23 protein-coding genes and 2 tRNA genes are annotated in these 25,601 nt (G+C 52.9%); 12 read left to right on the top strand and 13 right to left on the bottom strand.

Annotated features, from left to right (window positions below):
• Position 1: 1 nt before the first annotated feature.
• The 9 genes from ybgF to xerD all read right to left on the bottom strand — a co-directional run bounded on the left by ybgF (position 2) and on the right by xerD (position 7,265).
• Positions 2 to 1,390: a tol-pal system protein YbgF gene (ybgF, locus tag ACYX34_RS06285; protein ID WP_462075699.1), complete on the bottom strand. Its 1,389-nt coding sequence runs from the start codon at positions 1,388 to 1,390 to the stop codon at positions 2 to 4.
• Between the two features lie 64 nt (positions 1,391 to 1,454).
• Positions 1,455 to 2,168, bottom strand: a complete 714-nt coding sequence (pal, locus tag ACYX34_RS06280; RefSeq protein ID WP_462075698.1) for a peptidoglycan-associated lipoprotein Pal — start codon at positions 2,166 to 2,168, stop codon at positions 1,455 to 1,457.
• A gap of 81 nt (positions 2,169 to 2,249) precedes the next feature.
• Positions 2,250 to 3,590 carry a Tol-Pal system beta propeller repeat protein TolB gene (tolB, locus tag ACYX34_RS06275; RefSeq protein WP_462075697.1) on the bottom strand — a complete coding sequence of 447 codons (1,341 nt, stop codon included), beginning with the start codon at positions 3,588 to 3,590 and terminating at the stop codon, positions 2,250 to 2,252.
• Positions 3,591 to 3,593: 3 nt separating this feature from the next.
• Complete coding sequence (locus tag ACYX34_RS06270) at positions 3,594 to 4,688, bottom strand: TonB family protein (protein WP_462075696.1); 1,095 nt, start codon at positions 4,686 to 4,688, stop codon at positions 3,594 to 3,596.
• 14 nt (positions 4,689 to 4,702) lie between these two features.
• The gene (locus tag ACYX34_RS06265) at positions 4,703 to 5,149 is read right to left on the bottom strand and encodes a biopolymer transporter ExbD (protein WP_462075695.1); all 447 of its coding nucleotides are present in this window, start codon (positions 5,147 to 5,149) and stop codon (positions 4,703 to 4,705) included.
• Complete coding sequence (locus ACYX34_RS06260) at positions 5,146 to 5,847, bottom strand: MotA/TolQ/ExbB proton channel family protein (protein WP_462075694.1); 702 nt, start codon at positions 5,845 to 5,847, stop codon at positions 5,146 to 5,148. The genes ACYX34_RS06265 and ACYX34_RS06260 overlap by 4 nt, the downstream gene beginning before the upstream one ends.
• 79 nt (positions 5,848 to 5,926) lie before the next feature.
• Positions 5,927 to 6,004: transfer RNA gene (locus ACYX34_RS06255), tRNA-Asp, on the bottom strand.
• 135 nt (positions 6,005 to 6,139) lie between these two features.
• Positions 6,140 to 6,215: transfer RNA gene (locus ACYX34_RS06250), tRNA-Val, on the bottom strand.
• Between the two features lie 99 nt (positions 6,216 to 6,314).
• Complete coding sequence (gene xerD, locus ACYX34_RS06245; protein ID WP_462075751.1) at positions 6,315 to 7,265, bottom strand: site-specific tyrosine recombinase XerD; 951 nt, start codon at positions 7,263 to 7,265, stop codon at positions 6,315 to 6,317.
• Positions 7,266 to 7,385: 120 nt separating this feature from the next.
• Between xerD and ACYX34_RS06240 the strand changes: the two genes are divergently transcribed.
• The 4 genes from ACYX34_RS06240 to ACYX34_RS06225 all read left to right on the top strand — a co-directional run bounded on the left by ACYX34_RS06240 (position 7,386) and on the right by ACYX34_RS06225 (position 11,563).
• Positions 7,386 to 9,362, top strand: coding sequence for a penicillin-binding protein activator (locus ACYX34_RS06240; RefSeq protein WP_462075693.1), 1,977 nt, complete (start codon positions 7,386 to 7,388; stop codon positions 9,360 to 9,362).
• A gap of 10 nt (positions 9,363 to 9,372) precedes the next feature.
• Positions 9,373 to 10,113, top strand: coding sequence for a site-2 protease family protein (locus ACYX34_RS06235; protein ID WP_462075692.1), 741 nt, complete (start codon positions 9,373 to 9,375; stop codon positions 10,111 to 10,113).
• A complete protein-coding gene (trpS, locus tag ACYX34_RS06230; RefSeq protein WP_462075691.1) occupies positions 10,110 to 11,108 on the top strand; it encodes a tryptophan--tRNA ligase in 999 nt (332 codons plus the stop codon). The genes ACYX34_RS06235 and trpS overlap by 4 nt, the downstream gene beginning before the upstream one ends.
• Positions 11,109 to 11,260: 152 nt before the next feature.
• Positions 11,261 to 11,563 (top strand): hypothetical protein, encoded by a 303-nt coding sequence (locus ACYX34_RS06225; protein ID WP_462075690.1) that lies wholly within the window; start codon positions 11,261 to 11,263, stop codon positions 11,561 to 11,563.
• A 347-nt stretch (positions 11,564 to 11,910) separates the two neighbouring features.
• Here ACYX34_RS06225 and ACYX34_RS06220 read toward each other — a convergent pair whose 3' ends face one another.
• Positions 11,911 to 12,549 carry an MBL fold metallo-hydrolase gene (locus tag ACYX34_RS06220; RefSeq protein ID WP_462075689.1) on the bottom strand — a complete coding sequence of 213 codons (639 nt, stop codon included), beginning with the start codon at positions 12,547 to 12,549 and terminating at the stop codon, positions 11,911 to 11,913.
• A gap of 48 nt (positions 12,550 to 12,597) precedes the next feature.
• Entirely contained in the window at positions 12,598 to 13,263 is a 666-nt protein-coding gene (locus tag ACYX34_RS06215; protein ID WP_462075688.1) for a hypothetical protein, read from the bottom strand.
• Between the two features lie 84 nt (positions 13,264 to 13,347).
• Here ACYX34_RS06215 and ACYX34_RS06210 point away from each other — a divergent pair, with 84 nt between their 5' ends.
• Positions 13,348 to 14,067: a hypothetical protein gene (locus ACYX34_RS06210; protein WP_462075687.1), complete on the top strand. Its 720-nt coding sequence runs from the start codon at positions 13,348 to 13,350 to the stop codon at positions 14,065 to 14,067.
• Between the two features lie 28 nt (positions 14,068 to 14,095).
• Here ACYX34_RS06210 and ACYX34_RS06205 read toward each other — a convergent pair whose 3' ends face one another.
• Positions 14,096 to 15,832, bottom strand: coding sequence for a hemopexin repeat-containing protein (locus ACYX34_RS06205; protein WP_462075686.1), 1,737 nt, complete (start codon positions 15,830 to 15,832; stop codon positions 14,096 to 14,098).
• Between the two features lie 849 nt (positions 15,833 to 16,681).
• On the opposite strand from ACYX34_RS06205, the gene ACYX34_RS06200 reads away from it, so the two are divergent.
• From ACYX34_RS06200 to ACYX34_RS06170, 7 genes are all read left to right on the top strand, one after another.
• Positions 16,682 to 18,184, top strand: a complete 1,503-nt coding sequence (locus ACYX34_RS06200) for a hypothetical protein (protein WP_462075685.1) — start codon at positions 16,682 to 16,684, stop codon at positions 18,182 to 18,184.
• A gap of 153 nt (positions 18,185 to 18,337) precedes the next feature.
• A complete protein-coding gene (locus ACYX34_RS06195; protein ID WP_462075684.1) occupies positions 18,338 to 20,473 on the top strand; it encodes a hypothetical protein in 2,136 nt (711 codons plus the stop codon).
• Between the two features lie 20 nt (positions 20,474 to 20,493).
• Positions 20,494 to 21,921, top strand: a complete 1,428-nt coding sequence (locus ACYX34_RS06190) for a hemopexin repeat-containing protein (RefSeq protein WP_462075683.1) — start codon at positions 20,494 to 20,496, stop codon at positions 21,919 to 21,921.
• 104 nt (positions 21,922 to 22,025) lie between these two features.
• Positions 22,026 to 22,886: a hypothetical protein gene (locus ACYX34_RS06185; RefSeq protein ID WP_462075682.1), complete on the top strand. Its 861-nt coding sequence runs from the start codon at positions 22,026 to 22,028 to the stop codon at positions 22,884 to 22,886.
• A gap of 25 nt (positions 22,887 to 22,911) precedes the next feature.
• The gene (locus ACYX34_RS06180; protein WP_462075681.1) at positions 22,912 to 23,751 is read left to right on the top strand and encodes an NlpC/P60 family protein; all 840 of its coding nucleotides are present in this window, start codon (positions 22,912 to 22,914) and stop codon (positions 23,749 to 23,751) included.
• Positions 23,752 to 23,947: 196 nt separating this feature from the next.
• Positions 23,948 to 24,379 (top strand): hypothetical protein, encoded by a 432-nt coding sequence (locus ACYX34_RS06175; RefSeq protein ID WP_462075680.1) that lies wholly within the window; start codon positions 23,948 to 23,950, stop codon positions 24,377 to 24,379.
• Between the two features lie 134 nt (positions 24,380 to 24,513).
• Entirely contained in the window at positions 24,514 to 25,188 is a 675-nt protein-coding gene (locus ACYX34_RS06170; protein ID WP_462075679.1) for a hypothetical protein, read from the top strand.
• A 12-nt stretch (positions 25,189 to 25,200) separates the two neighbouring features.
• Here the strand turns inward: ACYX34_RS06170 and ACYX34_RS06165 are convergent, their stop codons facing one another.
• Positions 25,201 to 25,455: a hypothetical protein gene (locus tag ACYX34_RS06165; protein ID WP_462075678.1), complete on the bottom strand. Its 255-nt coding sequence runs from the start codon at positions 25,453 to 25,455 to the stop codon at positions 25,201 to 25,203.
• Positions 25,456 to 25,601 lie beyond the last annotated feature (146 nt).

Below are 25,601 nucleotides of genomic sequence, written 5' to 3'. Positions count from 1 at the left end.
GTTACCGTCCCTCCTTCAGTTGAACCAACTTATCCGATGCTTTCCCTGCTTCGACGCTCTTAGGGTAGAGGGTGACAACCTGTTTGAAGGCCGATGAGGCTCGCTTCTTGTCCTTCATGGCCAGATACGCATAGCCCTTCTTCAGAATGGCCGACGGCACCTTTTCACTGCTCGGATAGTCGACCTCGACCTTATCGTACGCATCAATGGCTTTCTGAAAATCTTTCTTTCCGAAATAAGACTCTCCCAGCCAAAATCTTGCGTTCGGCGCAAGGTTCGAATTGGGGAACTCATCGAGGAATCCGGCGAATCCTTGCCTGGCCCCTTCCAAATCGCCATCTCGAAACAAGGCTAACAACCGTTCATAGCGAACCCGATCTGGGGGATCGGCCGTCACCTGAACAGGTTCCGACTTCGGCGATTCTTGAGGCGGAACAATCGTCGTCATACCACCGGATGTATCCTGCCCGGAAGAAACTTTTGATGCATCTCCTCCTTCCGACGTGAGCTCGTTCGGCCCCGACGACGAATGCGGGACAGATTTAGGAGCCTGGGGCGATGACACAGGCTTATGTGACACCTGTTCAACCGTCTTCACCAGAGCATCAATACGGCCGTCTTGCTCATCAAGGCGAGCCGTGACCTTCTTTCCGACGGCTTCAAGCGCCTTCGTGATGGAGACCACGCTCCGATTCACGTCTTCTGCATGCGTCGCCGTATTTTTTGAATCCGCGTCGAGCTTCGCGGCAAGATTCTTCGAGACATGCTCCCCTTCACCCACACGATCATTCAGACCGGTCAGCGCCTCTCGAAACCCTGTCAGCGCCTGATTGAACTGCGTAAACTTTTGAGAGATCTGCTCCATCCGATTTTGATGATCCACCAGCTCCCGTTGATGCCCGTCCAGCTTCGCATCGACACGTTTGGCCAAACCCTCATTCGTCCGTTGCACGACGTCGATGACCTCTTTCTTGAGCGCCTCCATCGCCTTCGACAGATCGTCCAGACGTGCGGACACCTTCGCATCCTGGGTCTCAAAGCTCTTCTGCATCCAGAGATAACGAGTACTGCCGTCAGTTTCCAGCTTCGCCGCCAACTGCTCCAGCTTCTTCGTCTGCTGTTCCGCCTGCGTTGACCGATATTTGAGATCTTCCTGTCGCGCCTGGAGATCCTTTGCCAGATGCAGCGCCTTCTCCAGTTCTCCCCGCAACTGGGGGATCTCATACTCGCGCAGCGTGGTAATTTCTTGCGTCTGCTTGGCACTGGTCTGCTTAAAATCTTTTTCGGTCTTTTTCAGGTCAGACTGCTGTGCGACACAGCCCGGCAAGAAGAGTCCGCCCACGGCCAGCCCAAGCAGGACCCCATGCGTGGTTCGCAGTTGAGACTTCATATCCTGCACTCCAATGGGCTGATTCCGGAGAAGAGAGGCGCACACGAGCGGCCTTCCCTACACACTACTTCCCCACCTTGACCACGAGATGCCCTCGACGATTCATCGAGTAACAGTGTTCCCCATGCTCTGTGCAAAACGGCCGTTCTTTTCCATACGAGACGACCGAGAGGTGCTGAGGAGCTATCCCCAGCTCAACAAGATAGTTTCGAACGGCTTTCGCCCGTTTCTCCCCCAGCACCAGGTTATACGCCGAGGTGCCGCGTTCGTCACAATGTCCTTCAATCTTCAGCTGCGTTTGCGGATTTGATTTGATCCACTCCGCATCGCTGCTGAGCGCGTGGCGCCCCTCATCGGTGATAGAAAAGCTATCATACCCAAAAAACACATCCCGCAAACCGGCAGCAACCGATGCCGTCTGCTCCGCACGTATTTCAGCGAGCTGACGTGCAGCAGCCCCGGGATCAGACTTGGTCATCAGCCGATTGCCATTGGTTCCGCTTCCGTTGTGGCCATCGCTACCCGTGCCGCCGCCGAGTCGCTCTTCAGAGGGGTTTCGGTCCAACCCCCGGAGACCGCTCGCATCATCTCTTCCGGACAACGACGTATCGGGAAAACTTGAACTGGCCCCACCTTTCGCCCCTCCACCTCGTGCCATCTCTTCCTGTAAGGCACGGGTATCTCCCCCCGACTGGACCGCCTTCTTGGAACACGCCGGGCTTACCAGGAGGAGCAGACCGAGAATCACTGGCAGGGGGATGATGGCTAACGTTTTCATTGGATCCCGTCCCTTCTCAATCAGACGTTCTCTCTTTGTCATACCGTGGAGGACGATTCTCGTCAATGCCTTGCACAAAAATCACGACGCCGGAGACCACGTCGGCGCACTGTTGTGAGTCCCCGTGAAGGTAATTCGTTCCAAGTCTTTCCCGTCCGCATTGATCATATAGATATGGCTCTTCCCGTCCGCCGTCGAACTAAACACAATGTGGCGTCCATCCGGAGACCACGAAGGGGAATCATCCACTCCCGGCCCGGTCGTCAACTGCACACGTTTCTGCCCGTCAGGCGTGATCAAACAGAGCTTGTACTCTTTCTTTGGTGTCCGGCACACGTAGGCGATCCAATTCCCCCGAGGAGACCAGGCGGGAGCAGCATTGTAATCTCCCTCAAAGGTCAATCGGCGCACATTGGAGCCGTCCGAGCTGATGAGGAACACTTGCGGTCCGCCATTTCGATCGGACGTAAAGGCCAACTCGCGACCGGACGGCGCCCAGGACGGAGAGAGGTCTCCGCCGGCATTGGTCGTCAGGCGTTGCACCGCTTTGGTGTGGGTGTCCATGCGATAGAGTTCCGCATTCCCCTCGGAACTGGATGAATAGGCCAGAAAATTCCCGTCTGGAGAGAGCGCGGGAGTGATGTTCAGCCCCCCTTGCGAAACCAGCGTCCAGCGTTTCCCGGTCGCGAGCTCGAGAAGATCGATATCCTGTGCGTTCCGATTACGATAGGTCGTAAAGACCAAAAATCGGCGATCGGGGGACCAGCGCGGCATTAAATTCAAAAACCCGTCGGCTGTCAGTTGCCGTGGATCGTACCCGTCATAGTCCATCAGAAACAATTCACGCGCCGAACCCAGCTCAGACACGTAGGCGATTTTCGTCCGAGCGATCCCCGGTTCTCCGACATAGCGGAACACCAACTCATCCGCAAACCGATGGGCCATCAGTCGGACCACCGATGTCGAGCCGACATAGCGTTTTCCACCGACCACCTCGTTATTCCCGGCGTCATAGACATAGCCATCCATATTTACATCGGCATCTTTGTTCCCGCTCTTGATACCAGCGCGTCCCCACACCACGGCCGACACACCGTTCTCAACCGCATGTTTGAAAGACGGATCCGGCTCCGCCCCAAGTTGCCCGGGCTTGATGCCGAGGCCGTTCACATCGACGAGAGCGAACACCAAAGACCGACGTAGATCTGCCTTGAGCACCTCCTCAATACGACTCCCGAGCTTCACCCGCCCTTCCGGTGACTCCGTCCCGCCCAGATTCTCAATTCCGGCAATCGCCAACGGAATCTTTTGAAAATCCGGCCTCGTCGCTTCGAGAAATACGTCGGCCGCCCCGGATTCGATGATCCACACGAGGCCGACCATGGTACACAACCCGCCAAGCACGAACGTTCGCAACGTCATAATTTATCCTTGGGGCTCGCCAACGGTAAAGGTGAAGTGGGCATCAAAATACGAATCGGAAATATCGGCCGGAAAGACCGGTAACGGGTTTGCGCTCAGTACCGCCCGCTTCCCCGCCAAGTCATAATACTCATTCCCGGATGATTGTTCGATGGATATACCCGTGACTTTCCCGTCTCGATGAAGCCTGAATTGGACGACAACCACATAAGCCTGGCTGGTTAAATCCAGGGGTGGAGCACTCCAACAATTACTGATGCGTTGGCGCACCAGTGCAAGATAGGCATTTGACCCTGGAGCCATTCCTGGAACCTTCAGCGTTGTGTCGACGGCTTTGACACTGGGCACCTTTGCCTCAATCTGGGGAGCCGGTTGGGGCGTGGGTTTTGAGGGAACATCGACTGACGCTACGGTTTTGGGCACTTCCAGCTTTTTGATTTTTTTGAACTCTTCATCTAAGTCCTTCGCCAAATCTTCCGTCAGAGACGAAGAAGATTTCTGCGCCACCGGTCTCCCTGCAAGGTCTTTCGTATCCGACGCGACCGGCACATCCGGCAGTTTCATCGCCGATGGAGCCTTGGGTCTTTCCTCCGGACTGATATCCCCGCGCTTTGGAGCATCGGGCGGCAGCTCGATATCCTTCATGATCTCGCTCATCACGTCATTCGATGATTTCGCCCGAGTGACCGGAGGAGATACTGGCGGAGGTGAAACAGACGGAGGCGGCACAGGTGCCGACTTTGCAACGGGAGCGGCCTTCGGCGGCGCGATCGTCGTGGTACGCTCGACAGGCTTTGGTGAGTCGACAGACTTGTTCTGCGGCACCGGCTTGGGACGTTCTACTTCTTTTTCTTTTGAGATCGGTTGGCTTTTTTGAGGCTCAAGCGTCTTCACCTGGGGTGCGGGAAGACTAGCCAGCGAAATCTCGATGGACGCAAGCGGTCGTTCGCCGTGATGCGGCAATCGAACCCACGCTACAAGCGCTAAGATGCCCACGTGCAGCGCAAGGGACACGAACAGGGCACGACTCAGGCGGCGAGCCAGCTTCGCCTGCCACTCATCATCCGATAGCATACCGGCTGATGTCCAAGCCTGCACCGTGAGCCTTAATCCTACTGGTTAGGTAGAGAAGACGTCGCCTCCGTGATCCGTTCGGGTCCGGTCGTGGGATCGGTCACCATGCCGAGTTTCTCTATCCCGGCCTTTTTGACTCCATCCATGACTTGAACCACGACCCCATACGGCACATCACGATCGGCACGTAAATACAAGGAGACATCCGCGTGTTCTTGCTTCAGGAGATGCAATTTTCGTTCGAGTTGAGCGACGCTGACTTGATCTTTGTCGAGATACAGCCGTTGATCTTTTTCGATCGTCAACACGGCCCGGATTTCCGGTTTGATGGTGTTCGCGGCCGAGGTTGGTAGCTTGATGTCCATTCCACGATATAGCATCGGCGCAGTGACCATGAAGATGACTAATAATACCAAGACCACATCGACCAGTGGGATCACATTGATTTCGGCCAAAAACCGACGCTGCCTCGTCTCGAAAATCATCCTTTAACTCCGACAGCAACCGGATCGACGGGTTTGGCCTGAGGCGGGATCAGAGCAAGAAGCTCCACCACGACGGAATCCATCTGCAAGGCGGTACGCCTGATACGTGTCAGGAAATAATTGTAGGCGATGACGGCAGGGATCGCCGCAAATAATCCGGCGGCGGTGGCGATCAAGGCTTCAGATACTCCGGGGGCCACAGCCGCGATACTGGCCGTACCCTGGGCTCCAATTTCCCGGAACGAATCGATGATCCCCATCACGGTTCCCAACAATCCAACGAACGGGGAAATATTCCCGGTCGTAGCAAGAAAAGGAAGAAAGGTTTCCAGCTTGGCGATTTGCCCCTGAGCGATATGGGCTGCCGTCCGCTCCATCACATGCCGATCAAAGATAAGGGCGCCGTTTTCTTTCGTCTCTGTAGGGATGTAGCCGATCCGCTGGACCACGGTGTAAAAAATCTTTGCGCAAGGGCTTCCCGTGGTTTGTTGTACCTGCCGGGTCACTTCTTCCACATCTCTGGCCCGCAATAACACCGCCATAAAACGGCGGTCCTTCTCGTCGGCTGCGCGAAAGCTCGCCCATTTATAGAAAATAATCGCCCACGAAATGATGGAAAACCCCAACAACAGCAAGAGGACCACTTTGGAGACGATCCCCAACGACATGATAACTCCCAGCGGGCCAGCTTGAAACATACGAGTGTCGACGTGCCTCCTTAGCGTTCAATCATTCTGTGCAACGTGGATTGTACCAAACACTATAACTGGGGAAAAATGGCGGGGCCGACGGGATTTGAACCCGCGACCTCCAGATTGACAATCTGGCGTCCTAACCAGGCTGAACGACGGCCCCGCAAAATCTAGCTATGGCGGAAGATTGAAAATGACAAGACGCTCTCAGTTTGGTCGCCGATCAAGCCCCGAGCTGAGGAACAAACCCTCCGTATGAAACCACCCATCCCTGCCTCTGCTTACCATAATGTCACATTGGTAGGCGGAACAGGGATTGAACCTGTGACCTCTGCCTTGTAAGGGCAGCGCTCTCCCAACTGAGCTATCCGCCCAATTTTCTTAGCAACGTATCAAGTCCATACTGCCTTGTCAACCGGGCACATATCTTTCACCGCTCTTTTCATGTCATGCATCAAGAAGAGACTTCCACGCTACACTTTTGTTCCATCCGATCTTCGTCCCTTAAGCTGTCTCGGGAAAAATTTTCGGTGAATATGCTTAAGCCGGCTCCGTTCCACATGTGTATAGATCTGAGTCGTCGCGATATCGGCATGTCCCAACATCGTTTGGACGGCCCGAAGATCGGCTCCCCCTTCCAGCAAGTGCGTAGCGAACGAATGTCGCAGGACATGCGGCGAGATCGACTTCGTAATCCGAGCACGCCGTGCCCGCTGCAGAAGCAGTTTCCAGCAAGCTTGCCTCGTTAACCCTCGTCCTCGGCGACTGACGAACAACACGCGCGTCGAGCGACGCTTCAGGAGCGCCGGACGAATATGATCAAGGTACTCGCTCAAAAGATCCCGAGCAGTCTGTCCCATCGGGACCATACGCTCCTTGGCACCTTTCCCCAGGACTCGAAGACAGCCGAGGCTCAGATCGACTTGAGACAGCGTCAACCCCACAAGCTCAGACACGCGAAGACCTGACGCATACAACAATTCCACCATCACCCGATCGCGTCGATCTTCTACCCGATCACGCACCGGCAACTCCAACAAAGCCGTTACCTCAGACCTCGTCAACGTCTTGGGTAAGCGAACAGGCCGGCGTGCCACCGCAACCTCACGGAGGGGGCTCCCTTCCAAGACACGCTCCCGCACAAGAAACCGATACCAACCTCGCGTGGCCGAGAGAATCCGGGCGACCGACGAGACCGCAAGCGATTCCTGTTTGAGTGCGGCCAAAAACGACCGGATCACCTGCGAGGAGACAACATCCCTCATGCAAAGACGATGCGTCAATAAATGTCGCTGTAATCGAAATAAATCGCGCCGGTACGCCTCCACCGTATTCGTGGCCAACCCTCCCTCAACTCTCAACTCTGTCAGATACCGTTCAACCAGGGGATCAAGGAGCGCAGCCGGTGGGGCACTCGTGAGCATCACACACAACTATAGCCAACTCTTGCGTTCCGCACAATGACACTCTCATGACGGTTCTCCTTGACAGGCCACCGCCTTTCCGATACTAGTCTGCGTACGGCCTACCGTCGGCCGAACGGAATGCTCGCCTATTCACATCGCCCATTACTCAACTCCGCTCGACTGTTGCTGGTGATCACCATCAGTGGGACACTCTCGCTCGGTGAAGCCCTTGGCCTGCCGCGATCGGAGGGACCAGGAGCAACTGAATCATCCAAACCTCAGATTCCCATCCCTCCGGTATTGAACCATGCCAAACACTTGATCGAAAAGGGCGATTCGGAGGCAGCAGTGACCGCTCTGCGTCGATTCTTAACCACGACGCCCCCTCCTGAATACCTGGACGACACCTACCTGTTGCTCGGTGCCGCCCTTTACGGCACGAAAGACTATGCAGAAACCCTTCGTGCTCTCAGCCAGCTCCAGACGGAGTTTCCTGAATCCGATCTGCTGGACCGGGGTAAGCTTTTGATGGCCCGCACCCATGCGGCGATGGGCAATGTTGACCTGGCCCTGCCATTGTTGGCCCAAGTTCGGACAACCACGCAGGACGAGAGCACGAAACGTGAGGCACAGCAGCTAACGGCCGAGGTTCTGGCCAAAAAGAAAGATTATGTGCGAGCGATTCATACATTGTTGGAAGGAATGGCCGGCAGCTCAGATGCCCAGATGACGGAGATACGGGAACAAATCCGCCAGTTCGTCTCGGAGAAGCTGGATAAACGCGGCCTGACCCGCGTGCGTGAAGCGTATCCTCGCTCCTATCCCGGAGACCTCGCCTCTCTTCGTCTGATCGACTATTACACCGGACGGGGGGAAGACCACCTGGCGGAACGAGAAACTCGGCACTTTCTCGCGGCATTTCCTGCACACCCGTCCGTCCCGAAAGTGCACGAATCATTGGATCTCATCAAAACGAGATTGAAAGCCAATCAACATTTCATCGCTGCGGTCCTCCCGCTGTCGGGACCGCTCTCCACATTCGCCACAGACGTCCTTCAGGGGATCCAACTGGCGGTGGAACGGGCTCGTGAGCAGCCAGGGTCACCGCCGATCGGATTGATCGTCAAAGACCATGACGCCGATCGACACGGATTCTTGGACGATCTTTCAACGTTGCTCAATGAGGATCATCCGCTCATCGTCATCGGTCCGATGTTGTCTAAAAATCTTCCCGTCATGGCTGAGATGGCCCAAAAGACCAGAATCCCATTGATCACACCGGCTGCCACGCTCCCCAATGTGCGTCGCCTCGGCAGTTACCTCTTCAGCACGGCACTGACCTATGGGATGCAGGCCGAACGGATCGCAACCTACGCGGCCAAGGACCAGGGCTATCGACGAATCTGTATTCTCCATCCCGATACCGTCTATGGCCGAGAGCTGGCCCGCCTCTTTGCACAAGAAGTGCGGCGGCTGGATGGCGAAATTATCGCCATGGAAGCGTTTAAGGAGGGCGACACCGATTTTGCTCCGCAAATCCAGCGGCTCAAAGCCGAGGATCTGAAAAAATATGGATTGGCTATCCCAGTAGAGGTGGCCCACCCAACCGGCAAACCTCAGAACCGAAGTGAAAAGCGAGTCCTCTACACACCTGGATTCGACGCCATCTTCATTCCGAGTCGCTCAAAAGAAATCGGTCTGCTCGCCGCGCAACTGGCTTTCCATGATATCAAGGTTCCTCTTCTAGGGACCAACGGGTGGAATGCTCAAGATTTTGCTCGCACGGCGGATCGCGCCGTTGACGGCGCGACATTCGTCGATGGCTTTTTCATCGATAGTCCGAATCCCAACGTGCAGGAGTTTGTGCAACGCCACCAGACACGCTTTGAATCACCCCCCTCGCTCTTCACCCTCCAGGGTTATGACGCCGCCAGAATCGCCATCGATGGGATCCGCCATGGTGCAACCTCCGGAGAGGCCCTACACGATTACCTCACGACCTCGCACAACCTTCCGACCTTGGCGGGACCGGCCTGGTTCGGGCAAGACGGCGCTCTCCACCGACCGCTCTTTCTTCTTCAAGTGAAACAAGGTAAGTTTGTGCAGCTGAACTAAGCACAAGAGTATGAGTTCGTTGTCACACATCCTCCACACCATCTCCTACATGGGACTCCCGCTCTTGTTTGCCATGGTCCTCCATGAGTATGCCCATGGCTGGATGGCGGAGAAATGCGGCGACTCAACCGCCAGACTCGAAGGTCGTCTCACCATCAACCCATTGGCCCACATCGACCCATTCGGCACCGTCATTCTCCCGTTGATCTGCTTGATGCTGCCGGGGAGTTTTCTGCTGGGCTGGGCCAAGCCTGTCCCGATCAACCCTGGAAATATGCATCAGCCTCGACGCGATATGGCACTCACGGCTGCTGCTGGCCCTGGCATGAATCTGTTGCTGGCCATCGCGAGCGCCTTGCTCTTAGCCGCGATTTTAACGATCGAACCGACCTTGTCCGTCCGCAACAATGGAGAAGCCGATGCGACATCCAGTCTGTTTGGGAGCATGTTTCTACGACCGATTGCCGTCATGGCACTCTATTCCGTGATGATCAACGTCTTCCTTGCGCTCTTCAACCTGCTTCCTATTCCACCGCTTGATGGTGGACGCATCTTGACCGCCGTGCTTCCACCGAAATCCGCCATGGCCCTAGCCAGGTTGGAGCCATACGGGATGCTCATCTTGGTGGGACTGATCATATTCGACAAAGAACTGGGCATCATTCACATGATCACAGGAACCTTTGCCAAGAGCTTGTCCGGAACCATTCTGTCCACCGCACTTGGCCTACGACCAGGAGCGACTGAATGACGGCACCTCGAAAGCGAGTGTTGAGTGGGATGCAGCCCAGCGGCCTGATGCACCTTGGAAACTACCTTGGGGCGCTGGAAAATTGGAAAGCCTTACAAGCGCAGTATGACTGTTACTTCTTCGTCGCTGACTGGCATGCCCTCTCGACGAACTATGCGGACACCAGCCGTATTCGGACCTTCGTCCGTGAAATGTTGATCGATTGGTTGGCCGGTGGCATCGATCCGGATCGATCCACGATTTTCATCCAATCCCGAATTCCCGAACACGCGATCTTGCATCTCTTGCTCTCCATGATGACGCCCGTCTCATGGCTCGAACGCAATCCGACCTATAAGGAGAAGCAAGAGGAGATCAAAGAGAAAGACCTCACGACCTACGGCTTTCTGGGTTACCCCGTTCTGCAGGCCGCCGATATTCTCCTGTACAAGCCCGATTTCGTTCCGGTCGGCAAGGATCAACTCCCTCATCTTGAGCTGACAAGGGAACTCGCGAGGCGCTTCAACGATATCTACAAGATGTCCGTGTTTCCGGAACCGAAGGAACATCTGACGAAGTTTCCCAAAGTAATCGGGACCGATGGTCGCAAGATGAGCAAGAGTTACCACAATACGATCAACCTCTCGGACAACGAATCGGTCGTTCGCCAGAAGCTCAAAACCATGGTCACCGACCCAGCCCGTGTGAGACGGACTGACCCCGGCAACCCGGACCTCTGTCCTGTCTATGAATTCCATAAGATCTACTCTCCCCAGGGAATTCAAGATCAGGTCAACACAGACTGCCGAACTGCCGCAATCGGCTGCATCGATTGCAAGAAACTGGTGGCGGATCGGATGGTGGAACAGCTCAGGCCGATCTGGGACCAACGTGCCAAGCTCACCCACGAGCCATCACGTGTCGATGAGATCGTCGAGGCCGGAAGTAAGCGCGCCGCCGCAGTTGCAAGCGCAACCTTGCAAGAAGTTAACGAGGCCATGAAGATTGAGACGTGATGTCAAAGCAACCCATTCGTCCCCACATATTTCTGTTCTGTATTTCTCAGTGCACCATCGCCTGATCCTTCCTCATCGATCCGATAAGCTGCCGCAGCAGCAGTTATGGTAAGGTGTCTCGTTCAGGAAACCCTCTCTCAAGTGAGTGCGGCATGAATCAGCTTTGGTGTAGCCTGATTGCTCTCATCCTCAGTCTTGCGATCACCTCAACTTCTGCCGCGAACCCACCCTGTGATGCCTATCCACCAGCCAAACAGTCCCGCTGTTTGGAAATCTGGACGGCACTCAACAAAGAGGACGGACCGAGTATCGCTCAGTTTGGTCTCGATCAACAGAAACGTCGGGAAGAGGGAACGATCAACGCCCAGCAACATCTTGCCGAAAACATGAACTTCATTAAGCAATCGACAGAGAAACGGATTGAACGACTGAAAGAACGGATGGCCAAGGAGTAACCTGCAGCTGTTGAAAAACGCCGCCTGCGTTGTTTTTGCATCGCTTAGCCCGCATTATTCATGACTGTTCGTGGCGAAATCACCCAGCCGCGTTGTGAGACCGACGCGCGGAGCCCGGAGACCCTGAGGCATACTCGCGCAGTACGTCGAAGGTCTGAGGGACGTGCCCGTCGGCCGCATGGTTGTCGTAACCGCAGATCGGCGATTGCAGCGGAAGAGTGATGAATACTGCAGGTTAGAGGCTCCCCGTACAACTCAACGTACGACTCGCCTCCTCGCGCGTTGTGGCCTAGCAGGGCGACCTTTGCGAACAGCTACGAGTCGATGCGGCATATCCTTCCATCCCCTCACAGGCGGACAAACTGATTGGACTCTTTTTCAAGTCCGATCTCGGTTTCAGGCCCATGACCAGTGACCACCGTCGTTGCATCATCGAGGGTGTAGAGTCGTTCTCGAATCGACTCTTCGATCGCCTCAAAGTTTCCGCCCCACAAGTCGGTCCGGCCGATGCTGCCACGGAAAAGCGTGTCCCCTGCCAGCACCAGCTGATCATTCGGCACGTGGAAGCTCATCGACCCTGGCGTGTGTCCCGGCGTATGGAGTGTGATAATGGGCACCTGTCCCAGCAGCACTTTTTCCTCATCCGCCAGCCAATAGTCCGGCGACACCGCCGGCACGTAGGACACCCCAAACATGCGGCATTGCAGTTCGAGGTTTTCCCAGAGCTTGAGATCGTCCTGATGGAGACAAATCGTTGCACCGGTCGCTCGCTTGATCTCGCTGGAAGCCAGAAAATGATCAAAATGAGCGTGTGTGTGCAAGACGTGGGTGACGGCGAATCCCAGCTGCTGTACTTCATGAAGAATTCGCTCTGGAGCACCACCAGGATCGATCACAACCGCCTGCTTTGTGACGGGGTCACCGATGATCGAGCAATTACAGCCAAGCGGCGGGACTGAGAACGTCTTTCGAATCAGCGAAGCCATGACAGCGGCATGCTACAGGGCTCTGGTATCTGATGCAAGCCGGAGATCTTACGATTCGTCTCCATCTTCCCCGCCCCGGATAGTCCAAACGACTTCCGTATCGAGAATCTCCCATTCCTGTTCCCGCCGATGTAACCACACTAAGAACCCTGCGCCGGTTCCGTCAGGACGTACATTCTCAACATACACAAGGGCCTGGTCGTTCCGAGCAGTCCGTCCCACCCGCGACAACGCAAGTCGATCAAGCACGGTCGGAGTGTGCAGTGGAAGATCATCGACATTCTTCACGGAGAGTGCCAGGGTGGCCTCTGCTTCATCCGCGGCATCCTCCGACACAAATCGATAGCGCACACCAAGTCGAAATCGGCCTTCGAGTCGGCTTCGTGCTTGATTGACACCAACAAAATCACGGACCAGCTCTTGCGGCAACATCCCATCAAAAATTCCCTGTCGTTGAAAAAACTCCTGTGCCATGGACTCAGGCTGGTTCGGCACAAGCCGTGAGACAGTCATCCGTTCCAGGAGGACCAATCGAATCTGCGACGTCAAAAATTTGTCCTCGATGATCCGGTCGTACAGAGCATAATCTTCCGGAGGGACAACAGCCACAACCTGTCCTCCCTCTGTCGCAGAGGACAACTCTACGAAAAGCAAGGGCACGATCATCACAAAAGCAACCATCACATTCATAATTCCAAGCCGATTGCTAGTCATAATGAACCGATCAAATTTTTACTATCGCATTTACAAGTTGAGCTGAAGCGTAGATAATCTTACCAGCTACTGGGAGGAGCACACGTGCAGGATATAACACTGGTCAGTCCGCGGTCACTGAGTATTGGCATCGTCTGGTTCATGCTTGCGCTCGGCTGCGCACCCGATGGAAATCGGGACAATCCCTTCCGGGTAGAGAACGAAGCACTCAAGCGGCAACTCGCGAAGCAAGAATCTCTCTTGGGCTCGCTGCAGGACGGGAATAAGGTGATGCAGCAACAGATTGATCTGCTGAATCAAGAGCTTCGCGATGCCAAGAGCAGCATGGAAGCAACCAAAGCGGACGCGAAACGGCTCAACGAACACATGGAGCTGCAACTGGCTGAAACCAAACGAATGATCGCCAACCAGATGGCGGAATCTCTGAAAGTCGAGGAGAAAGGGGCACAGTCCGATACACTGCCGAGACCCATGCCGACCGTGGCCAAAGTGGTTGAAGACGCCTTGGCGCGTAACGGGTATCATCTGAAAGTGAGTGTCAAGACCGATCAACGGGCGGTCTATGTGACCGAACGGAAGATTTCAAGCCCTGCAACGCTTGAGGTGACGGGCTCGCGAAATCAATATCTCGTGTCACTTGAGGCCCTTCCGGACAGTGTGACAAAGCTTGGCGTCAAAGCAGAGTTCGAACGGGTCGCGCAGGGAGGACGGATCTTGAGTGTGAGTCACGAAGAAACCACTGAGATCGAGCGTCGCCTCATCACTGAAATCAATAAGGCGCTCGAAAGCCCAAGCAAGACATAAGCCGCTCGAATGCCTCCCAGCTGGAAACTTACGGCTTCGAAAACTGAGTAATCGTACAGCTCGGTGAATTAGGCAATGGCAAACCTAGACGAAACTGTCGTGCGCAATCCTGGATTGCCTGTGCGGCGTCAGCCACCGATTGTTGAAAGGTTGTCTGTCCTGGCAACATCCAAATCGGTGAGTCGGCAGAATGTGGGTTCTTGCTCACCTGTGTACGATCTGTCGCTTTCATTCCTAGATCCAATGCCGTGCCATTGCTTGGGACAATCCCGATATTACTGAGATTGTTCACGCCCATGCGATGACAGCCGTTGCATGTATTACCACTCACCTCCACCTTATAGCTCTTCCATGAGGCGAAATCTGCACCGACAAATGAATAGGGCTGTCCATCACTGTTGAAGGTAACATCCCCTGCACCAGGCAGTTGATTGGGCCCTGTTATCTGCGCGAGGTAAGGTGATCGGATGATGGGTCCATTGTCGTGACAGCTGCCGCAGGGGAACTTGCTGCTGGCAATCTGCGACGGAGTCATCCAGAAAGCTGGATCCCCCACACCCTTGGAAGGCGCCTTAACATTATGATCATGGCTCAAGCCAAAGTCTTCCAGCGCTCCTTGATAAAAACAGGTCGCACCATTGTTCTTATTGTGCTGGATAATGGCCACATCACCATATTGCCCTTGCGATAAGCCCATCTTCCGAGCATGCGCAACCACAAAGACATCCGCCGTGTTAACCAACACTCGGAAACGACTGCCATGATCGCATTTTCCGTTGAGAACGTTTGGACGATCACAGGTGGACGCATCCGCGTAGGCCGCGTGAACTGGTATGAGATTGGTGGTAGGAACCGTTGTCCCCAGCGGGCTGTCAATGTCGAAATCTGGAACCGTGACGCCGATGGCATCATCACACTCCTTGGCATAGGCCGCGAGTGCGTCAACAGGTCCCGGCGTAGCCGCCACAAGGAGGCCTGACCAACTCCCGGCAACAGCTGCCGGATACACAAGCCCTCCCTCAGACTGGTCATCCCCACGATCGGCATCAACGTCATACCGCATGTATTGATCGCCCTTAAAGAAATAAACAACCGACCTCCCATCGATCCTGCGTGGCCAAGCTATCGCTCCATCGATTCCATCAGGAAATTTGAAGTTCGGCCAATTTCCGGCAATTGGTTTCGGGTAGCCAGGGTCAGCTCGATGGTTCTTCACATCGAACCGGATGTACTGATCATCTCGAAAAAAGTACGCGACGCTCCTCCCATTCCTTGGAACCGGCCATACCACAACCGCATCCACTCGATCAGGCCAAATTCCAGGCCACTTCAATGAGATAGGTTGCGGATACGGCCGTCCTGCACCATCGGCTGTATCTGCACGATCTGCCGCCACATCGTATCGCATAAACTGATTACCTTTGAAGAAATACGCGACCGTTTTGTTTTCTGCTCCTCCAGGCGGTGGAGTCGGCCAGAAAACCGCAGCGTCAATGCTCTCTCCAAAGAGCCCGGTCCAGCTGCCTTGGATAGAGCGAGGATACAAATTGCCACTGCCATCGTCCGCATCAGCTTTGTCTTGGGCGATATCATAGCGCGCATATTCATTGCCTTGGAAGAAATAGATCTTGCCGTTGTTCCACACTACCGGGACTAGCTTCTCTGAACCCGTCAACTGTGCCCAAACATTCGATGTTACAGAGATCCCCACCACGATGAATATCCCATAGAGCACTGTTCTCCATACATTCAGTGCTATTTTCATATGCACTCCTTTTCTCGCCAAACTATCTATTGCGGACCATCCCGTCTACCTCTTACTCTCTCTCAATAACGTCGTCACCTCCCTGCCCAAGCAAGACACGTTCCCATCCAAATAAGTACGCAATAGGGCAAAACCAACGATGCCATCTTATTGAGAAATAGACGTGTCACTGCAGCCTATCTACGACGAGACCGCTCACATCGCCCTTCGTGCCACACATTACTACGTATCCAGTTTGATTCACCTCGTATCTCAATAGATACGCATTCATCCATACGTCTACCAACAGGAGCATATGGAGGCTGAAATACAATGTGTTCCACGAGGTCGTGGGACGCATTACCAGCCCGCTTCGACATACGTATGTAGAATCCATTTAGATACATATGTGAATCGCTTTCGATACAGGACAATCGACTTCGTGCCGACAGATATTCCTCACCAACCGCCAGGAAATGCATTTTCATGACACTTACAAGGTGAAGGAGCAGCAGCTATAGCGCTTCGATACGCTTTCTCCGTGGCATATCAAATGCACTTGGTATGTCCCGTTATGACAAATATCAGAGCCGCTCAAGATGAGCCAGATCGCCAAGAGGCCACTGCCGTAGCCATGCACGGTGAGTCCTACGACACTAATAAGGATTTTCTTGTACGCAGTACCAGAGTGAGGAACCAGACGGCTCACAAAATACATCCTGTGAGCTCAGATTACACCACACTATCATGATTGGACTGGGAAAGGAGGCGAGACTTATGGGAGGCCAATCCAAGAGTTGACCGGACAGTGCGCGCAAAGACTAAGCAAATGATAGTCACTTAATTTTAGAGCAAGAAGGAGAATGATCCATGGCTAAGGATGTCTCTGCCGATCTTATGAAAGCACTCATGCAAAAGCTTTACAAAACAATAACGGGTAATGGCGATGGCGAAATTAAGATGCCTCGAAATAAATTTGTTTCGTGGCTGATGCCGGGAGTTCCGATGGATCCCTCTGACTTTCTTTTTTGTTCAAAGGGTTTTGTCGGCAATACAGCCGAGGAGACTCAACAGCTGTACCATCAGGGATTTGTGTTATCCAAGCTGTTGGATTTTGTTCCCGAAGTCAGTGCCGATCCACAGTTTCTCTCGCACGACATGCAACAAACACTGTGGACTACCACTCAAGACACTTTGAGCAGTGTGTATAACGACGTCCTGAAATACAGTCGTGTGCTCAACAATGAACTGAGTGACAAAGAAAAAGAAAAGCTTCAGAAATTCAGAAATCTCCTCACTGTCACAAAAGACAAGGAAGACATTATTACGGGGGAGAAGACGCAGGTTTCTGAACCAGGTCCGTTAACACTGGCATACACCGCAAAAATGAACGATTACATCGATGCCGCTGATGAGTACATGAACTTGCTCATAGATGCTCAAAGCGCAAAGGGTGATAGTCCTGAAGCTATTAGAAGAGTTGCCGCATTCGCCAATAAGTCAAAATTTATACGCAAGAAAATGGAAGCTGCTGAAATGGCATGGGTTTCACAGGGGTACAAGAATGAATATGAAACCATTAATGCTTACATCGATCAGGTAACTCAGAAAAGCATGGTTTTATACAAACAAGATCTTCTCAGGAAATTTAATCAGAGTCGCTTGACGAGTCCTCTAGATGGAGGCTCTGACTTTTATTACACAACGCTACTTCCTGGCAACTTTGCAACAAGTCCAGGGTGGACCAAATTTACCTATTACGACGGTGATTACGAGACTCACTACGATGAGCGCACCAGCAAATGGGGAGCAGCAGGCGGCGTACATTTCGGTCTGTTCTCCATTGGGGCAAAAGCGGGCGGCTCAAAAAAGGATGTTAAGGAAGATGCAAAATGTAGCAATTTTTTCGCAACCCTTGAATTCACACAAGTGCCAGTCTGTAAACCATGGCATGAGCCAGGTTTTTACTGGATGAGGGCGTGGGATTTGGATAAAACGTGGTACCTGAATTTTGACAACAAAACAGTTTCAGACGGAGCCGACAAACCGACAGGAAGATTGATCGCCTATCCTGTCAACGCACTGTTTGTACGGAATGTCGAGTTTCACTTTGCCGAGGCTGACCAGCATAGGCAGTATGCAGAAAGCCATATCAGTGGTGGCGGATGTGTGAGCTATGGCCCATTTGTGGCAGGAGGATCGTATGAAAGCGGAAACATCAGAAAAGACGTTCAGGGCCATTTTGAAGGTGGAAGAGTCTCTATTCCTGGCATGCAGTTGGTTGGGTTTATCAACAACGTGATTCCAAAGTGCCCCAACTTACATCCGGACATCAAGCCAGAACAGTTAGTCGGTGGGGAAGAGTCGAACTAAGCAGGATTCGTTTTCAGGTCCATGCTTGCATCGCCCGTGCATGGGGGATCAATGCGAGGCGCAGACGATCCGGTGCTAGGCTAGGAGCAGCTAGCTCTGCTGCTCCTAGCTCAGCTTGCCACCTCAATTTGGTTACGGACAGAGGTATTGCACATGACAACATCTATTGCGTCGAAAATATCTTTAGCCCTAGCTGTCAAACTGAAAGTGTTATTTGAACAGCCGGACAGGAGAGATAAGTTTCTCAGTTTCCCCAAGGGTATCGCGTTCACATACGATTTTTTGAAGTTCATGCTTCCTCCTGGTGAAAGCGGGCTTAGCGCGGTCGCACAACAAAATGCCAAGTGTGAGTTCTCGCGCATGATGAACGCATCGTTTGAAGATAGCCCGCAATTTCTTCCGGATACCAGTGCATTTTTATGGGACTCCTATGAAACCATCCTAAGAAATTCTGCATTCCCTCAATCTACCCTAACGGAACAAGAAGAAAAGCAACTTCTGGAGGCCACACAGTTTCTGAGCATTATGCAACCAGGAGCAGATGGTCCCATCACAATTCCTTCACCCCGGTATAATGCCTACATCCAATACAAGACTCTCTTCGACAAAGCGAATAATGCGTATCTCGATGAAAAGCTCAGCGTTGAAAATGCAACTGGACCGGACGGCGACGAACGCAAAAAACAATGGCGAGAGCATCGCGAAAAACAACTATCAGATTTAGTCAACCAAGCCAACAACGATTGGATAAATTTCGGACACAAGACTGCGGTAGAAAATTACACCGCTGTAAAAGCGACCCTAGAACAGAAAAAATATGCCAATTTGATTAGCAGTTCTTATATCAACGACCTAGAACAGTCCGACGTTCCTGACTTGAATGCGAATGGGCTTCCAACCAAACTTACTTTCTATAGTCCCCATGATATAGCAAATAAGTCCATACCATGGACAAGCATTCATCTTAGCAAGGATGAGATTAATGCATTTTCAGCACAAGCGCCGCCCGAATTACGATCCCTTTTCGACAGCGGTGAGGGGAATGACGACATAGAGGCCGTTTCCCTTGAATACAATACCGTCGCGGTAATCCGCACCTGGCTACACCGAGAATATTTTGAATCTCGTTATTGGAAGCTGCCGGATAATCTTGTTGTATCAGATGGATTGATTCCTTGCCGAGGTAAAATTCCCGTATATATTTCCAGCATGATTGTGGCGAGAAACATTACCGTTACTCGCAAGGCAACAGTGCACGCATCGTCAGTTGCGCCACTTATCCTACCGATCCTAAGTACTGTGTCGGTGAATACCATTGCTCCTGTATCTGCTCATGTGAACACAGGGACACAAAACAGCATGATGTTCAAGCTTCAACAGACGGCAACGCTGAAAGGTCAAACAATTAGCTCTACATTGTCTGGCACTCGGGCAATGGCTGAACCCGCTCCTGCCATGGTGAAACGTTTCAAACCGGAAGCAACCGTCGATCCCTCAGCTTTTGACAAACAACCATTTGCCGCCAAACTCAACTATGCGAGCCTAAAATATGACAGCACTGTAATCGCCACTCCGATACTCGACATCCCCCCTAACACCTCCTCGGCTCAGCCTTCAACTAGCATCGATCTCTGTCAACTCGCAGGTGATCCACAAAGTAGGTGGGCTAGCGGTCGACTCGTAGATGCACATAATACTACCGATAATGCCAACTTACCGTGGATGGGCAATGCTGGCGACTCACGCGGGTTTGCTCGTTCAGACGTAAACGTCATAATGGAAGATGGTCGTTCATGGCCTTCCGTTTTACGAACACATCCAAAGTGGGTCGACCAGGGAACAATCAAAGGTTGGTTGGCTTGGAGACCTATCCCAACTGGTGCACATTTTCAGGCACAAGTAGGGTTTCTTCGAGGAGCACTAGGTACGGATGGGGTCACATTCTGGGTCTGGGTACACTATTTAATCGGAGGGTTTGCCGGAAACGTGGAACAATGGAAGCCAGTGGCCCAACACTTCAAGAAGTATACGCAAAGCTTAGACACCATAGATGTCGATCTGAGCGCATATGCCGGGCAATCTATTTCCATAGAGCTACGCGTTGATGCCGGTGGAAGCTCTGGGCAAGACTGGGCCGCATGGGTTAATCCGACTATCACAGCAACACCGAGCCAACGTACAGACTTGATTACCGAAACATTCCCTTTTGATGGCCTCTTTGTCTTAGCCTACGTTTGCAAGAGGCTTCCTAAATCGCCGAATCCAGACCCCTCACTCAAATGGTCTTGACACAATAAACGGAGTACCTCGTGTGTGCATTACTCATAAATAATGGCTTTTTCGTATTTCAAGGCAATACTTACCTCTTTCACGATCTATTGGCTAAGAACGCCGATACGCTCCCAAAATCAATTCAGGCAGGCTTCAGTATTCCCTATTCGACCATTGATGCAGCGCTCCGATGGGATGACCAAACAGTATTCTTTTTCAAGGGGATGGACTATGTCAAGTACGACATGACGAAAAAGGCTGTCGTACCAGGATACCCAAAGAAGATTTTCCTTGATTGGAAGGGCATATGGCCTTCCGATTTGAGTGATGCCATGATGATCCACGACAAGGTGTTTTTCTTTAGAAGGGCGCAGTACATCAGTTACGATATTCAACTAGGCAAAGCTGATAATGATTACCCTAGACCCATCACAGACGGATGGCATGGTGTGTGGAATAACATCGATGGGGCCGAATACATGGGACAAGATAAAGCTCTTTTTCTCAAAGACGGTCAGGTCATACTGTATGACTTAAAGTATGATCGCGCCGATACCGGTTACCCCACGAGTCTCCATTCACATCTAAAATCCTACGGTGAGGAGAACACCCCGGACGGCCTCACTGCCGCGGCTAAAACTATTCACGCGTACGCATCAGCAATCATAACGGCAAAGAATAAGATAGCTACTAATTATCTGTCTGCCATTGACAACTTCCGTACACTAATCCAGTCGGCTGTCCCATCGGAAGAAATTCAACCGCACGTTCTTAGCTCCGTACTACAAATTGGATTGGCAACTATTGAAAAGATACTAGCGGCTACGCTCAAAGAACCTATTAGGTCAGCGCTTCAACCAATCATAGACCTGACTCATGGAGCTTCCGACACGATTAACACCGAGGCAAACCATGCCCTCTCAGGAACAGACTGGCTTGATCAGGTTCAACAGTCTTTGACGAACTTGTTCTCAGCGGATCAGAGCGCAGAACGCCTAAAGATGCAACTAGAAAGCGACTACGAGTTATACGATGAAGAGACTCGTGACAGCCATATAACCAACCTCAAAAATGAAATGACTGTTCTCCAAACGCTAGAACTTCCCTCAGTGGAAAAGCTAGAACTCGCAATATATACGGCTTGGATCAATCAAAATGTTGCTGGTGAGGGACTCAATGATCCCGGGCACATTGAGATTCGAGTTGTCGATGACGGAAACCGCAATTCAGCGACGGTACAAGCTCCGTTCGGCGACAAGATCGCTTCCGCCTTGAATGGAATCATGGCTAAAGCAGGCATTTCCCGCCTAGCAAACTTAGACGTTGTAAAAAAAGTTTTCAAGGGAGACGTTATTGCGTGTTTCGAACGAGACAATTCCTTACGAAGCAATCATGAGCACAATGATTCATCAATGCCGTTCATGTTAGACGACTCGTGGAAGAACATAGAAAGATTCACTGCTTGATTTTGAAATGATTTCGCCTTGATACCGAAAGCTGTAACTAACCCCTGATCACATTCATCGGTTTTCTTGGTCAGGGCAGAGCCTCGTGCTAGCATTTTTGTTCGATGGCTCTCTCAACCACCGTCCATGATCTCCGTATACTGATTCGTTCTGCTCATCCCCTGGTCATCATCGAAACAGTGGAAGAGGAGCGGGTACTGGCCCTCCTGCAATCCGTCACAGCCCAGGAACGAATGCCGCTCTTCGAATGGTCGATCACGAGAGGACTCACCCGCGCCGATGAAGGCCCGACCTTGAGTAAAATGACCACGACCCCTTTGGCGGTTCTTCAGCATCTCCATGGCTTAACGGTCGAAGCAATCTTTTGGCTGAAGGATCTGGGCCCGCATCTACAAAATCCTGCTGTGTGCCGTCAGTTACGGGAGGTGGCAGCCGTCTATGGCCGATCGCGGGCAACCTGCGTATTGACCGGTCAACCGTTCTCGCTGCCACCGGATCTCGATAAAATTGCCGTCCGGCTGGGCTTGAAGCTGCCGGATCGAGAGGAATTGCGATCGATGCTCCGAGGTCTACGGCAGTCACTGGGCTCACGATCCGCCTCTCGTGTACGTTCCACCACCTCTGCGGAAGGCACCCTCGACTCAACCAGCAGGTCCAGTGCCGCTAAGAGTCCAACCGACCAAGAGTCCGATACGATCCTCCATGCATTACAAGGTCTCACGCTCCGTCAAGCCCGCCAGGTCATCGCCCACTGTCTCATTGAACGCGACACCCTCTCCGCCGACGATGTGCAGACCATCCTGAACCGGAAGGTGCAAGTGATCAAAGATGGCGGTCTGTTGAAATACTATCCCCTGGAGGACAACCGATTTACTCATGGAAGAAATACTCAGGACCATTCCCCTGTCGTAAGCAGGCACGAAAATATCGAGACACTCCGACAGACGCCAAGGGACGATTTGTGAACGTACTGGGGTGAGAGGAGGACCGATGCGGTACATCATCATGGTGGCCATCACCATCGCAGCCCTGACAGGCTGTGCCTCACCGGTCAAGAAGCCACAACAAGCACCAGTGGATTTACCCACCCCGTGGCGAAGCTCCAGTGAAAAGCTTGACCGGTCACCAACATCCGTCTCGCGTCAGCCGTCGCCGTTCATGCCCCACAAGCCTGCTCCTGCCCCTTTCCTCACATCCCTCCCCAGCCGATCCGCCATCGTTCAGTCTGCTGTGCGGTTACTCGGATCAAAAACCATCACCATCCAAGGCCGGCGTATCGATTACGACTGCGCAGGCATCACACGCGCCATCTTTTTGGAGCACGGGATCGACTTATACCGAAGTGCTTACTCTGAGATGCATGCAAACGGCGTCCGGCTGATCCACAACCATGTACGCCAACATGGGCTTCTTCATCAGGACGAGGACGTACGACCAGGTGATCTGGTGTTTTTTGATAACACCTGGGATTTCAATGGGGACGGTCTGTTCAATGATCCGTTGACGCATGTTGGTATCGTCGAGCAAATTGATCCAGATGGAACAGTCATCTTCATCAGCAGAGTGGCTGATGCCGTAGCACGCTACCGCATGAACCTGAACCAGCCTCACATCCACAAAACAACCGAGGGACGTGTGTTGAACGACTATATACGACGGAAACGCTCTACCGATCCCGACCATACGGCTCGACTGACCGGCGAGCTCTTTTCCCGTTATGGAAACCTGCTAAGCCCTCAAAAGATTGAGCCTTTCCAAATGCAGTCCACACAGCCTCCGTACCAACAACAGATCTCCGACCTCTCATCCTCAGGAGGTACTGAACCGTGATGGACACTTCATGGCACTATGAAGTCCTCGTATCACACGGCAGATGCCTGATAGAGGAGAATGAGAGCCTACTCCACCGATGATCCTGAGTATGACTACAGAACCGCAGTCACTTATCCGATAAGAATCCTAGTGCGTCACTCACAGAGGAATGGCAGGCGAATCCTTCAATTTCAACCGAGCTGTTAAGATTACCATGGCTATTTCATCAAAACACACCGACGTCCGAGAAACCAATCCCCTTCGGCGAACCTTGGCCGATGTTCGACACGGTCTCCTGGGCTTGCATAAAGCCCTGATTGTCGCCGAACAACTGACCTACGAGCGGATTTATGGCCGAGTGGACTCCACTGGTCAACTCCTCCAGCTGGTGATGAACGATCCGTGGTTTACCTGGCTCCATCCGCTCTCCAACATGGTCGTCCGTATCGACGAACTGCTCGACGGGCATGATCACCCGACGGTTGATGAGGTCGCAGTCCTGTTGACGGAAATCCGAGGGCTCATTCGCCCCTCAGAACTGGGGGATGGATATGAACGGAGTTATTATGAGGCGTTGCAGCGCGCCCCTGACGTCGTACTAGCCCACTGCGAGATAAAAAAGCTGCTGACACTGCCCTCTGTGTAGAAACCGCACAACTCGATAGCTCCAGAGACATCACAGCCGTCGGTTCTACTGAATCGACGGCTGTGATGTCTCTGCCCAGGCACCCGCTGCTGCCTCTGGCAGCCTTCATTCACAGCCTGTTAGTATGATGCAGCATGGAAAGACACCAAGGAAGCAGCTCGACAGGCAAGATACCGCTGGCTCTTTCGATCAGATGCTGGGGGCTCTCCCTCCTCATCATAGCCGCCCTATCCCCAAGTTCTGCTAGCGCACAAGTCCGGCCGGTCGATGTCCTGATCACTGTCGTAAAGGACCGGGTCGTTGCCCTACCAGGAGGTGGGAGTCCTGTTGAAGAGTCGTTGGGCGTCAATGAAACGATCGTCGCCACTGCGGCTCACGGACCAGCGGGCTTTGCTCAGACCAACCGACGGCTGTTGGGATTTTCCTCGAGCTTACACCGATGGACGGAGGTGCAATTGGGCGTCGAGGAACATGTTGAGCAACATCGGGTATTCCCCCGGGTGCTTCTGGTCCAAACCAATCAACAAGTCTATGGTTTTCAAGAGAGCCGTGGCCATTGGTTCAGCGAAGCATTGGGACCAAATGAAACCGTTAAACAACTACAGGGGCGTGGCCACGTAGCCATCGCGATCACGCCGGAACGAGCTTTGGCATTTTCTGCGTTCACGGGAGGATTCTTCTCGATTCGCTTCTCACCGAACGAGCAGGTCCAGTCTATCGATCAGGCAAACGATGTCACACTGGTGCGCACTACCGTCCGCCAATTAGCATTCCGCTCACAAATAGGACTCTGGACGGAAATGAGATAGAAACGGCTCTGACTATGAACGACTCTGCTGCTTCCAGAGATACCCGGCAAAGACAGTTGCCCCAAGGACAAACAGCATGAGCAGGATAAGGCAGCCCACCGCTAAGATACCCGCCCAAGGAGCCGTATATCCGTGATAAATGACTAACAATGGCTGATCACTCATCGGGCTGAAATGCGAGAACCACCCGAGACCTAACCCGAGTATTCCAACAACCGTCCAGAAGCGAACGCCTACCCGTCCCGCTCGATACAGCGAGACACTCAATCCCTTTCCAGCCAGAATGACGGTCGCTACAACGAGAAATCTTATCGACTATTCATCGATCCGCCGGTGAAAAGCCCCTTGGAAGATATGGTCGACGAGATACAGCACATTTAGAATCACAATGACCGCAAGAAGGTGGATGAGGC

Source organism: Nitrospira sp. CMX1, from assembly GCF_054902215.1.
This window is presented reverse-complemented; position numbering and strand designations above follow the sequence as displayed.